This is a genomic window from Mesorhizobium sp. M7D.F.Ca.US.004.01.2.1 (assembly GCF_003997785.1).
Classification (GTDB): domain Bacteria; phylum Pseudomonadota; class Alphaproteobacteria; order Rhizobiales; family Rhizobiaceae; genus Mesorhizobium; species Mesorhizobium loti.
Genome location: NZ_RZRQ01000179.1, coordinates 1 through 12407, shown reverse-complemented (window position 1 = coordinate 12407; position 12407 = coordinate 1). Strand labels below are relative to the sequence as shown.

Genomic DNA, 12407 nt, shown 5'->3' with positions numbered 1-12407 from the left:
GGTCAAGGGCGTGCCGCCCAAGCGCGAGGACAAGATCTCGACCTGGCTGATCAAGGAGCCGACGCCGGACGGTGACCGTGTCCGTGTCGCCGCGCATGGCGAAAAGGGCGCCGACCACGCCGTCTCCTATTACCGCATCATCGAACAGGCGGCGCAGACGATGACCTGGCTGGAAATGGAGCCCTACACGGGCCGCACCCACCAGCTTCGTGTCCATGCCGCTTACATCGGCTGCCCGATCCTGGGCGATCCGAAATATTTCGAGGCCGACACCAACTGGGATTTCCCCGGCGGTATTCAAAACCGCCTGCATCTGCACGCCCGCCGCATCATCATTCCGCATCCGGACAAGGGTGTCATCGATGTCACCGCGCCAATGCCGCCGCATATGCGCCAGAGCTGGAACCTGATCGGCTTCGACGACGCCAGCGCGGAGGACTGATCTTGAGCGGCGCCACCGACACGCTCGACCGGCGCGACACGGTCGACCTGGCCGCCGCCGCCATCATGGTCGGTCTGACATTTTCCTGGGGGCTGAACTACGTCGCCGCCAAGGTCTCCTACGCCGGCTACGACCCCGTCTTCCTGTCGATTGCGCGCTCGATCATCGGCGGTCTTTGCGTCTTCGCCTGGTGCCGGTGGCGCGGCATAGCGCTTTTCACGCATGATGGGACATTGATCGCCGGCATCACAGTGGGCGTGCTTTTCGGCATCGAGTTCCTTTGCCTTTATGTTGGTCTGGAGCACACCACCGTTGCCCGCAACACGCTGCTGGTCAACACAATGCCGTTCTGGATGCTGCTCGGCGGCCATTTCCTGCTCGGCGAACAGATCACCCTGCGCAAGTTCCTTGGCCTGCTGCTGGCGTTTGCCGGCCTTGCCGCGGTTTTTTCCGACAAGCTTGGCGGTAGCGGAGACATGTTGTTCGGCGATCTCCTGAGTCTTGGCTCCGGATTTTTCTGGGCCTTGACCAACATTCTCATCAAGCGTTCGAAGCTGGTGGAGGCGAGTGCTGAAAAGCTTCTGCTCTATCAGCTCGCCGGTGCTGCAATCGTCGGCATATTGGTGCTGCCTCTCGCCGGTCCGCCTGTCCGCGACCCGACCGTGCTGCCGACTTTGGCTCTGCTTTTCCAGGCGGTCTACATCGTCGCCTTTACCTATGTGCTGTGGTTCTGGCTGCTGCGGCGCTATCCGGCGTCAGGCCTGTCCAGTTTCACCTTCCTGTCGCCGGTTTTCGGCGTTTTGTGCGGCGCCATGTTCTTGAATGAGCCGCTGACCATGCGCATTTTTCTGGCACTTGGCCTGATTGCTGCCGGCCTGATCATCGTCAACCGGCCGGTGCGCAAGCTGACGCCGGTGTGAGAGAGACTTCTATGCGTGATATCCTCAACGACCTCGAGGCGGGCAAATATCTCTCCGATCCCGATCCTGTGCGTCGCGCCCAGATCCAGATGAAAACGCATCTGCCGAAGCGCTTCTACAAGACCGTCTCGGTCGCGCCGGTGGAAGACGGCTTTGCCGTGCATCTCGACGGCAAGCCAGTGCGCACGCCGGGCAAGGCACTGCTGGCCCTGCCGACCGAGGCAGCAGCAGCGCTCGTCGCCGACGAATTCGCCGCACAGGGCGAGACCATTGATCCGGTGACCATGCCGGTGATGCGGCTTGTGAACACTGCTATCGATGGCGTCGCCAGCGATCCGCAGGCGGTGCTGGAAGACATTCTCCGCTTCGCCTCATCCGATCTGCTCTGTTACCGCGCCGACGCGCCGCAGGGGCTGGTGGAGCGGCAGAACCAGCATTGGGACCCGGTGATCGATTGGGCGAGGGCGACGCTTGGGGCTCGCTTCAATCTCGCTGAGGGGATCATCCATGTCGAGCAGCCACGCGAAAGCATCGCCGTGCTGGGCGGCCATCTTGCCCAGCGCGCCGAACCGCTGCGGCTGGCCGCCATCCACGTGATGACGTCGCTGACCGGTTCGGCGCTGCTGGCACTGGCTGTCGATTTCGGCGAGCTCGACGCTGAGGCTGCCTGGGCTGCCGGCCATGTCGACGAGGACTGGCAAATCGAGCAATGGGGGCAGGACGCCGAAGCGGTCGCGCGCCGCGCGGCCCGCAAGCGCGACATGATGGCCGCTATCGGCCTGCTCGAAGCGCTCAAGGGCTGACGGGTTTCGCCGCTCGCTCCGCTTCATCCCGCAGCGCACCTAATACCAAAGTCATAATCCCAAAGACGCGCTGCCTTTGGCGGCTGCTTTCTGTCATTTTTTCCGTGATGGCTGTGCTTGAGTCCGCGTTCGGAGGAGAACACGGACATTGTCGCGCAGTATCGAGGACAAGGGTCTCACGGGAGGATAACTCAATGGCAATGGCATCAACCGCCGGCGGAGCAAGCCGCGGCATGACGCGAGAGGAGAAGAAAGTCATCTTCGCTTCCTCGCTCGGCACCGTTTTCGAATGGTATGATTTCTATCTCTACGGCTCGCTGGCGGCCTTTATCGGCGCCACGTTCTTCAGCCAGTATCCCGAAGCGACACGCAACATCTTCGCCCTGTTGGCTTTCGCTGCCGGCTTCCTGGTGCGCCCATTCGGCGCGCTGGTGTTCGGCCGTATCGGCGATCTCGTAGGCCGCAAATATACGTTTCTTGTGACCATCCTGATCATGGGCAGTTCGACGTTCCTGGTCGGCCTGCTTCCAGGTTCCGCGAGCTGGGGCATCGCAGCCCCCATCATCCTGGTCGCGCTGCGCATGCTGCAGGGCTTGGCGCTTGGGGGCGAATATGGCGGTGCGGCAACCTATGTCGCCGAACACGCCCCCGACGACCGCCGTGGCTTCTACACCTCGTGGATCCAGACGACGGCAACACTCGGCCTGTTCCTGTCGCTGATCATCATCCTCGGCGTTCAAGCAATGTTGAGCAAGGAAGACTTCGCCGCCTGGGGCTGGCGCATTCCGTTCCTCGTCTCGGTCATCCTGCTTGGCGTATCGGTCTGGATTCGCCTAACGCTCAGTGAATCGCCAACCTTCCAGCGGATGAAGGACGAGGGCAAGGGCTCCAAGGCTCCGCTGACGGAAGCCTTCGGTCAGTGGAAGAATGCCAAGATCGCGATCCTGGCCCTTCTCGGCCTCACCGCCGGCCAGGCTGTGGTCTGGTACTCCGGCCAGTTCTACGCTCTGTTCTTCCTGCAGAATGTGCTCAAGGTCGACCTGCAGACGGTCAACATCCTGATCGCAATCGCCTTGGCGTTGGGTTCCATCTTCTTTGTCGTGTTCGGTTGGCTCTCCGACAAGATCGGCCGCAAGCCGATTATCATGGCGGGGCTGGCTCTGGCGATCTTCACCTACTTTCCGCTGTTCAAGGCATTGACCTGGGCAGCCAATCCGACGCTGGCCGCCGCTCAGCAGAACACGCGTGCGACGGTTACCGTGGCGCCCGGCGACTGCAAGTTCCAGTTCAACCCGGTCGGCACGGCAAAATTCACCACGTCATGCGACATCGCCACGTCGTTCCTTGCCAAGAGTTCGGTGCCGTATGACATCGTCACCAGCGCGGCGCCTGGGACCTCGGCAACGGTGAAGGTCGGCGGTGAAACGGTCGAATCTTACGACGCCATCGCTGCCGGCGATCAGGCCAAGACCAAGGATGCTGCCTTCACCAAGGCGGTCAACATGGCACTCAAGGATGGCGGCTATCCGCTGAAGCGTGCCGCCTCCAAGGTCGCCGACCAGAAGCTTGACGCCTTCGTCGCGGCCAATCCTGAACTGAAGCTCGATGCCGTCGCTATTCGCGCAGGCGAGAAGGCAACAGTTCCGGTCGCCCAGGCGGTCAAGGACAAGGTGCTGACGGCCGATGAAGCCGCTGGCGCCACCGCCGATGTGACCGTCTACAGCATTCCAGCGTCCGGCGCGTTCGCGATGTTTGCCGACCCCGCGCAGGTCAACTGGACAAAGGTCATCGGCATCCTGTTCATCCTGATCCTCTACGTGACCATGGTTTACGGACCGATCGCCGCGATTCTGGTCGAGATGTTCCCGACCCGCATCCGTTATACCGGCATGTCGCTGCCCTATCACATCGGCAATGGCTGGTTCGGCGGCTTGCTCCCGGCGACAGTCTTCGCCTTGAGCGCGGCCAAGGGCGACATTTATTATGGTCTCTGGTACCCGATCGTGATCGCGGCGATGACGCTGATCATCGGTATGATCTTCGTCAAGGATACGCTGGGAACCGACCTGCACGCCAAGTAGCCGACGGCTCATCATACAAAGAAAAGCCCGGCGCGATCGCTCGCGCCGGGCTTTTCAATTGATCAGAAGCGATGTGCACGCAGCGCTAGATCTTGTGGCCCTGGGCCTCTTCCTCGATGGCCGCATCGTGGTACCAGCCGTCTCCGAAATCCGTCCGCACACCGCGCAGCGAGGCAAGCTATGCCGCAAACTTAGCCTTGCCGCTCAAATTTGAGGCAGTGACGCGCGCTGCCGCCGGGAACATCAGAATTTTGGCCGACGGTCGCGTGGAAATGATTTCCATTGTCGGGATCCTTTCTTCTGCCGAACCTTGTCGATTCAACTTGATCCGAAGATAAGGTCTGCAATCAAGTTAGGCAATATGCCTACCAAAAGATCAGTATTTGCCTATTATTTGTGCGTATTGCGACTGTGATTGATCTGGACGCATTGCTTAGGCGGCTTGCCAACTTCAATGGAATGCCGCGTCAGTTTTGCCGCACCCTCCGGGCGAAGAATGGCACACGAATTGCATTTTAAGGATCCGGCAGGGCCGGCTGCTGAAGGCAGACGCATGTCGACGCCGTTTCAGTGTTCGGTGATCAAGCAACGAGAGGCTAGAATGACGAAATATAAGCTCGAGTACATTTGGCTCGATGGATACACCCCGGTCCCCAACCTTCGCGGCAAGACGCAGATCAAGGAATTCGCCGAATTCCCGACGCTTGAGCAGCTGCCGCTATGGGGCTTCGATGGTTCATCGACCCAGCAGGCCGAGGGCCACAGCTCCGACTGCGTGCTGAAGCCGGTTGCCATCTATCCGGATCCAGCCCGCACCAACGGCGTGCTGGTCATGTGCGAAGTCATGATGCCCGATGGTGTCACGCCGCATGCCTCCAACAAGCGCGCCACCATTCTCGATGACGAGGGCGCCTGGTTCGGCTTCGAGCAGGAATACTTCTTCTACAAGGACGGCCGCCCGCTCGGCTTCCCCGAGAGCGGCTATCCCGCACCGCAGGGCCCGTACTATACTGGCGTCGGCTATTCCAATGTCGGCTCCGTCGCGCGCCAGATTGTCGAGGAGCATCTCGACCTCTGTCTCGCCGCCGGCATCAACCACGAAGGCATCAACGCCGAAGTGGCCAAGGGCCAGTGGGAATTCCAGATTTTCGGCAAGGGCTCCAAGAAAGCCGCCGACCAGATGTGGATGGCCCGCTACCTGATGCAGCGCCTGACCGAGAAATACGGCATCGACATCGAATACCACTGCAAGCCGCTCGGCGACACCGACTGGAACGGTTCGGGCATGCACGCCAACTTCTCGACCGCCTATATGCGCGAAGTCGGCGGCAAGGCCTATTTCGAAGCGCTGATGGCGGCCTTCGACAAGAACCTGATGGACCACATCGCCGTCTACGGTCCCGACAACGACAAGCGCTTGACCGGCAAGCACGAGACCGCGCCATGGAACCGGTTCAGCTATGGCATCGCCGACCGCGGTGCCTCGATCCGCGTGCCGCATTCCTTCATCAAGAGCGACTACAAGGGCTATCTGGAAGATCGTCGTCCGAACTCGCAAGGCGACCCCTACCAGATCGCCTCGCAGATCCTGAAGACGATCGCTTCGGTGCCGGCAAGCGCCCAGGTTTCGGCTGCGGCTTGAGCCTTCGTCACGGCGGAAACCTGCCGTGGCCGTCTCAGGTCCATCCTATGGTCTTCCCAAGCAAGAACCCCGGCGAAAGCTGGGGTTCCTTTTTGTAATGGAACCTTGGCGCGCCGCTCGCTCTACTGAAATGCCTGAAGCGCGGCCTTCACATCGTCACAGAAATCGAAGCACCATTTTCTGGCGTAGTCCGGATCTATTCCCACCAGGCTGGCTTGCTCGAACGTGTTCCTCGCCTCAGGCAGATTTCCGCTGCGGACGTAGCGGCCCGACTTCAGAAGCAAGGCAAGCGAGAGAGTTTGGCGGGCGTTCTCATAAGGCATCAGCGCCATTGCCTTTCCAGCATATTCGATGGCGCCATCGGCATCCGCAAAGCGCGTCAGCAGAAAACTTGCATAGTTCCCGTTAAGGTTTGGAGCGGTCGGCAACATTTCCAATTGACGCAAATAGTAACGCTTGGCGAATTCCACGCTGCCGCCACGTTCATTGGCCCTTGCAAGCAAATTGTCATCCGGTAGGCCTGCTTCCTTGTAGAGCGCGATCAACTCTTTGAATTTCTTTTGGGCGTAGAGGAGAACGCCTTTGTTGTGCGCAATCGTCTGCACCGAGTAATTTTTCTTCTCGCCGTCCGCAATCAGCTGTTGCATTTGGGGCAAATCATCATTGCTCGCGGCAATGGCGAAACGCAGGTTCCAGGCCATTTGGGCGACGTCCGGTGCATCCTGGATCTTGTCCAACGTATCGAGCGCGGCCTTCGCGTAGTCCTGCCGATACCGGGCAGCCCCAGCCTCCTCATACATATATCCCGCCGACAGGTACCAGCGTGCGATCTGAAGCTGAAATTTGGGGGTTGGCGCCGACGCACTCGAAACGCGCTGCGCAAGCTGCGCGAGAGTCTGCAGGAGCCCCGGCTGAAAGCTGTACCGATCCAAGGTCTCCGAGATGACGGTTGTTAAAGTCGAGGCGTTTCCCTCGATTCGGTAAATCTGGTCCGCGAGCATTTCAGCGGATTTGTCGTCCGGGACGCCGCCATTTCTTGCGATTATCACGATTGCCTTGGCCATTGCCAGGGGTTGTCCTGCCGCTTTGGCGAGACTGGCCCTGGCCGACGTCGCAGCCTTGTTTCGCTCGCCGGCGCGATCGAACAGCAGAGCCCAGGTCAGATCGGCCCAGGGGGCGTTGCCATCGAGTTCAGCTGCCTTGGCGAGCTGCGGTCTGGCGCTTGCCAAGTCGCCAGAAAAAATGAAGGCCCGGGCACCCAGGATGTAGGACCTGGCATAGGTCGGATCGCGCTTTTGCAGCTCTACAATAATGGGAGTGAATGACTTGCTTCCAATGATCGTGCCGAGCCCGTCCGAAACGTACAACGATTTCGCGTAGGCTGCCTCGACCTGAATGGGGACAAAATCGGGATGGCTGGCGCTGAAATTCTTGATATCCGCTTGAACCTTCGCGACCTGGGCGGGATCGCTCTGCCAATTGTCGACGGCGCTGACGATAGCGTCGAATGCCGCTCTGTCGCTTGGGCTGAGTTGTTGGAGTTGGAAGCTGCCGCCGAATGCCAGGGAAGGCTGCGCCGAGACGATCAGGGCGGCCAATAGCGCTGAAACAACTCGCTTCGGGATCATCTGGCAACACTCCATCTTCGTTGCCTAGAGATAGATGGATAGATTTATGGCCGGGTGAATCCGATCATGAAAATTGGAGAGATGACTGAAAAACGAAGGCCTGGATGTCGATAACCTCAGCTCTGGTGTGAGCCGTTGTGCTCGCTGACTGAGTCCAGCAGTATTGCTAGCCAAGAGGTCTGTCGTCGGAGGAACGGGTTACTGCCGCCGTCCAGGATACAGCGTGCCAGGGGTCAACCGATGATGACACCACGCGCTTTCAGCGCGGCCACAACCTTGTCATGCGGCAGGGCAGGCGTGCGGTTGCCGTCGCGGCCAATCATCTCCTGGTTGGCGACCAGGGCATTCAGCACGGCCTCCTCGGCGCCTGCACAACAGCGGCGTAGAAGGCGTCCATGCGCCCCCACGGAATGAAGTCCATATGGCCGTAGCCTGGTTCGGTCCGATCAACGCCGCCGTCGCCTCGGTCCACGGCAGCTACGCCTCGCCCTGGATCGCCACCATCGTTGTGGCGGTGCTGGCGGCCGTCGCCTGCTTCATCGACATCAACCTGCTGCTGGTCGTCAGTGGCGCGTCGCTGGTGGTCGTCTATGCCTTGCTGTGCGTGGCGGCGTTTGTCGGTCGTCGCAGCGGCACCTACGATGGCGGGCACTATCGCATGCCGCTCTTCCCTGTCCCGGCCGTCCTCGCCTTCGTGGCGCTGATCTACGTCGCCTACCAGAACTACCTGGACGTCGCCTTCGGCCGTCCGAGCCTGATCGCGACGGGGCTGATCATGGTCGTGGCCGCTGTCTACTACCTGTTGGTCCTGGCCAGGCGAACGGACCGGAACCTGCACGGTCCCGACGAGCTTGCAGGGTAGATCCACGTCCCTCCGACGGTCTGCTTTTTGCAAGAACCCCGGCCCAGGCCGGGGTTCTTTTTGGCCGCTACCGGGCAGATCGCATCTCGAGCCAAAAGCACCCAGAAAAAGTCAGGCAATTCCGACGGTCGAGAATGCCACCGGAATCCGGCCGTCGCCGTGTCCATTTCCAGTGATGGTTTGTCAGAAAGCCCGGAAAACCGCCTTTTCCAGCATTTATCTGTGGCAAAGACCCTTCCATAAGCATCTGTTCATGCAACGAAATTGGCCATCCACAGCCCGGTTGGTGGCGTTGACAGATCGCAGTGCAGCATGCGTATTCGCAGGCCTTGGGGTTACGTCACGCAATGCTGTTCGGACGGGCGGGGTTTTCTTGAACGGCGGCATTGGCGGGGGCGCCGGACGAGCGGTCACTGTAGCCTGAGACAGTGCTCCGCTCGCTCCTGGCTTCATGTTCGCGATCAAATTGTGATCCGCTTTCCATTCATCGGACTTTGCTGAGCCTGGGACTGACGTCACCGAATCGACGTATCGTGCGTGCCGATAGACCGCGCGCCTAAGCATGCGCACGATCGTCGAAAACTCAACGCAGATACGCTGCTTATGTCGAGTCGGCCCGTTTTCGCACGCCGATCAGCAGGCACCCCCTATCGGAGCGCAGCGAAAAGCCCTTGAAAGAGAGAAATCTTTCAAGGGCTTGAATATAATATTGAATCTTAGTCCGAGATTGAATCTCAGACGGAATAGTACATGTCGTACTCGACCGGATGCGGTGTCATTTCGAAGCGCATCACCTCGGCCATCTTCAGCTCGATGTAGCTGTCGATCTGGTCGTCGTCGAAGACGCCGCCGGCTTTCAGGAAGCCGCGATCCTTGTCGAGACTCTGCAGTGCTTCACGCAGCGAGCCGCAGACGGTCGGGATCTTCTTCAGTTCCTTGGGCGGCAGGTCGTAAAGATCCTTGTCCATCGGCTGGCCGGGATGGATCTTGTTCTTGATACCGTCGAGACCAGCCATCAGCAGCGCCGCGAAGCCGAGATAGGGGTTCGCGCCCGGATCGGGGAAGCGGATCTCGACGCGCTTGGCCTTCGGTGACGAGCCGAACGGGATACGGCAGGACGCCGAGCGGTTGCGCGCCGAATAGGCGAGCAGCACCGGCGCTTCGTAACCCGGCACCAGGCGCTTGTAGGAGTTGGTCAGCGGATTGGTGAAGGCGTTGATCGCCTTGGCGTGCTTGATGATGCCGCCGATGTAGAACAGGCAGCTTTCCGACAGGCCGGCATATTCATTGCCGGCGAAGGTCGGCTTGCCGTTCTTCCAGATCGACATGTGGACGTGCATGCCCGAGCCGTTGTCGCCGAAGATCGGCTTCGGCATGAAGGTCGCCGTCTTGCCGTAGGCATTGGCGACCTGGTGCACGACGTACTTGTAGATCAGCATCTTGTCGGCGTTGCGCACCAGCGCGTCGAACTTGATGCCAAGTTCGTGCTGGGCAGCCGCCACCTCGTGATGGTGCTTTTCGACGCGCACGCCCATTTCGGCGAGCACGGTCAGCATTTCGGAGCGCATGTCCTGTGCGCTGTCGATCGGCGGTACCGGGAAGTAGCCGCCCTTGACGCGCGGGCGGTGGCCGAGATTGCCGGTCTCATAGTCGGTGTCGTCGTTCGACGGCAGTTCTGTGGAGTCGAGCTTGAAGCCGGTGTTGTAGGGGTCGGCCTTGTATTTCACGTCGTCGAAGACGAAGAATTCGGCTTCCGGGCCGACAAAGATGGTGTCGCCGATGCCTTCCGCCTTCATGTAGGCCTCGGCCTTCTTGGCCGTACCGCGCGGATCGCGGTTGTAGGATTCACCCGAAACCGGATCGAGGATATCGCACAGGATGACCATGGTCGACTGCGCGAAGAACGGGTCCATGTGGACCGTTTCCGGATCGGGCATCAGCACCATGTCGGACTCGTTGATGGCCTTCCAGCCGGCAATCGACGAGCCGTCGAACATCACGCCATCGGCGAACATGTCTTCCTCGACCTCGATGACATCCATCGTTACGTGCTGCAGCTTGCCCTTCGGGTCTGTGAAGCGCAGGTCGACGAATTTCACGTCGTTGTCCTTGATCTGCTTCATGATGTCTTTGGCTGTCGTCATGTCATGTATCCCTGTGTGATGACGTTTTTTGATGATGACGTTTTCAGGAGGATGGCCGGGTCGGGTCAGACCGCGTCCATGCCCGTTTCGCCGGTGCGGATTCGCACGACTTCCTCGATATTGGAAACGAAGATCTTGCCGTCGCCAATACGGCCGGTCTGGGCCGCCTTGCGGATGGCCTCGATCGCGCCTTCGACCGCATCGTCGCCAAGCACGACTTCGATCTTCACCTTGGGCAGGAAATCGACGACATATTCGGCGCCGCGGTAGAGTTCGGTATGACCCTTCTGACGACCGAAGCCTTTTGCCTCGGTGACAGTGATGCCTTGCAGTCCGGCCTCCTGAAGCGCTTCCTTCACTTCGTCCAGCTTGAATGGCTTGATGATCGCTTCGATCTTTTTCATGTAAAAAGTGGCCTCCACTGCCAAAAAAACGGGTTGTGACCCCCCGCTTGCGCCTCCATCAAGCACGAACTGTGCCAGTTGGACGGATTCGAAGCGGTCTCATACGATTTCAAAGCCGCGCCGCGCCGGGATGCAAATTCGCGTCATTCGCTGCACCGGAAGCGGCATGGGCTGCCGGAGCCTACACAGCGCCGGCACCTGCGTCCGCACAAAAATTAGGCATATCGCCTATCCCTCAGGCAATTTCGTGCCTGCAATGCCCTCATGCCGACGATATGGCTGCAAATCTCGGCAACTCCCTTTGTTTGCTTCGGATCGAAAATTGGACAATGCTTGATCGCATGCGGATCGGCAATCCATGAGCAACGAACTTCTTATCTCCGCCGAAATGAGCGAGGCCGATCGGCTGACGATTGCCGCCGGTCCAGCCGACGGCATCGGCCTGATGCGGCGCGCGGGTGAAGCGGTCGCGGCTGAGATTCTCAAGCGCTATCCCGCAGCGACGCACGTTCATGTGCTGTGCGGTCCCGGCAACAATGGCGGTGATGGCTATGTCGTCGCCCGCATCCTGGCCGACAGCGGCGTTAGCACAACGATCTGGGCATCCGGAGCGCCGAAGCCGGAAAGCGACGCGGCGCTCGCCGCGGCGGAGTGCCCGATCAAACCCCTGCCGCTTTCTGGTTTCGACGCCGAGGCCGGCTCGATCGTGGTCGACGCGCTCTATGGGGCAGGGCTGTCCAAGTCGCTGTCCGGCGATGCCGCGAAAGCCGTCGACACCGTAACAGCCCTGCGCCTGCCTGTGGTCGCGGTCGACCTGCCGTCGGGCGTCTCGGGAACCAGCGGCGACATATTGGGCAGGGCGTTTCGCGCCGAGGTCACCGTCACCTTCGCACGGAAGAAACCTGGCCACCTGCTGCTGCCGGGGCGCGGGCAATGCGGTGAAATCGTGCTCGCCGACATCGGTATCGGCGACGGCATCATCGCCCAGCTCGCTGTGTCGACCTTCGAGAATGTGCCGGACCTGTGGTTGCGGGAATTTCCCGTGCCGGCGGTGGACGCGCACAAATACAAGCGTGGCCATGTCGGCGTCTTTTCCGGCGGCCCCAGCGCGACGGGCGCGGCGCGGCTGTCGGCGATGGCCGCCGCGAGAAGCGGGGCAGGGGCGGTCACCGTGCTGTCGCCGCCCAATGCCATGCAGGTGAACGCGACACACCTGACCGCGATCATGCTGCGCGAGGCGGGTTCGCTCGAAGAGGTGCAGGAATTTCTGACGGCGCGCCGTCCCGAGGCGCTGGTGTTCGGACCGGGGCTCGGGCCAGAGCCCAAGGTCGGCAATTTTGCCCTGCAACTGATCAAGGCTTTGGCGGATGGTGCACGCGACGAGGCGACCGCAAGCCACGCCAGTGCGATCGTTCTTGATGCCGATGCCATCACCTCTCTGGCCCATCAACCCCAGGCGCTGTTCGAAGCCGCCCGTGAGC

The 12407-nt window shown here is 60.5% G+C and carries 10 protein-coding genes; 7 read left to right on the top strand and 3 right to left on the bottom strand.

Features of this window, described 5'->3' with window-relative positions:
• The 5 genes from EN993_RS22130 to EN993_RS22105 form a co-directional block, all read left to right on the top strand.
• A partial coding sequence (locus tag EN993_RS22130; RefSeq protein WP_164757753.1) for an RluA family pseudouridine synthase occupies positions 1–442 on the top strand: 442 nt, incomplete at its 5' end.
• Between the two features lie 2 nt (positions 443–444).
• Positions 445–1362 (top strand): DMT family transporter, encoded by a 918-nt coding sequence (locus tag EN993_RS22125; RefSeq protein ID WP_127264818.1) that lies wholly within the window; start codon positions 445–447, stop codon positions 1360–1362.
• A gap of 11 nt (positions 1363–1373) precedes the next feature.
• The gene (locus tag EN993_RS22120) at positions 1374–2165 is read left to right on the top strand and encodes an ATP12 family chaperone protein (protein ID WP_109672266.1); all 792 of its coding nucleotides are present in this window, start codon (positions 1374–1376) and stop codon (positions 2163–2165) included.
• Positions 2166–2359: 194 nt separating this feature from the next.
• Complete coding sequence (locus EN993_RS22115) at positions 2360–4246, top strand: MFS transporter (RefSeq protein WP_109672268.1); 1887 nt, start codon at positions 2360–2362, stop codon at positions 4244–4246.
• A gap of 601 nt (positions 4247–4847) precedes the next feature.
• Entirely contained in the window at positions 4848–5888 is a 1041-nt protein-coding gene (locus EN993_RS22105) for a glutamine synthetase beta-grasp domain-containing protein (protein ID WP_126069199.1), read from the top strand.
• Positions 5889–6010: 122 nt separating this feature from the next.
• Here the strand turns inward: EN993_RS22105 and EN993_RS22100 are convergent, their stop codons facing one another.
• Positions 6011–7516, bottom strand: coding sequence for a hypothetical protein (locus EN993_RS22100; protein WP_127264817.1), 1506 nt, complete (start codon positions 7514–7516; stop codon positions 6011–6013).
• Positions 7517–7937: 421 nt separating this feature from the next.
• Here EN993_RS22100 and EN993_RS22090 point away from each other — a divergent pair, with 421 nt between their 5' ends.
• The gene (locus EN993_RS22090; RefSeq protein WP_127264816.1) at positions 7938–8378 is read left to right on the top strand and encodes a hypothetical protein; all 441 of its coding nucleotides are present in this window, start codon (positions 7938–7940) and stop codon (positions 8376–8378) included.
• A 734-nt stretch (positions 8379–9112) separates the two neighbouring features.
• Here the strand turns inward: EN993_RS22090 and glnA are convergent.
• Complete coding sequence (glnA, locus tag EN993_RS22085) at positions 9113–10522, bottom strand: type I glutamate--ammonia ligase (protein WP_056588641.1); 1410 nt, start codon at positions 10520–10522, stop codon at positions 9113–9115.
• A 65-nt stretch (positions 10523–10587) separates the two neighbouring features.
• Positions 10588–10926, bottom strand: coding sequence for a P-II family nitrogen regulator (locus EN993_RS22080; RefSeq protein ID WP_006205430.1), 339 nt, complete (start codon positions 10924–10926; stop codon positions 10588–10590).
• A 358-nt stretch (positions 10927–11284) separates the two neighbouring features.
• Between EN993_RS22080 and EN993_RS22075 the strand changes: the two genes are divergently transcribed.
• On the top strand, positions 11285–12407 hold a 1123-nt coding region (locus EN993_RS22075; RefSeq protein WP_127264815.1), incomplete at its 3' end, for an NAD(P)H-hydrate epimerase.

Excerpts from the sequence above, each read along its gene's own strand:
- glnA (WP_056588641.1), bottom strand. The coding sequence starts at position 10,522 with ATGACGACAGCCAAAGACATCATGAAGCAGATCAAGGACAACGACGTG.
- EN993_RS22120 (WP_109672266.1), top strand. The coding sequence starts at position 1,374 with ATGCGTGATATCCTCAACGACCTCGAGGCGGGCAAATATCTCTCCGAT.
- EN993_RS22100 (WP_127264817.1), bottom strand. The coding sequence starts at position 7,516 with ATGATCCCGAAGCGAGTTGTTTCAGCGCTATTGGCCGCCCTGATCGTC.
- EN993_RS22115 (WP_109672268.1), top strand. The coding sequence starts at position 2,360 with ATGGCAATGGCATCAACCGCCGGCGGAGCAAGCCGCGGCATGACGCGA.
- EN993_RS22105 (WP_126069199.1), top strand. The coding sequence starts at position 4,848 with ATGACGAAATATAAGCTCGAGTACATTTGGCTCGATGGATACACCCCG.
- EN993_RS22090 (WP_127264816.1), top strand. The coding sequence starts at position 7,938 with ATGGCCGTAGCCTGGTTCGGTCCGATCAACGCCGCCGTCGCCTCGGTC.
- EN993_RS22080 (WP_006205430.1), bottom strand. The coding sequence starts at position 10,926 with ATGAAAAAGATCGAAGCGATCATCAAGCCATTCAAGCTGGACGAAGTG.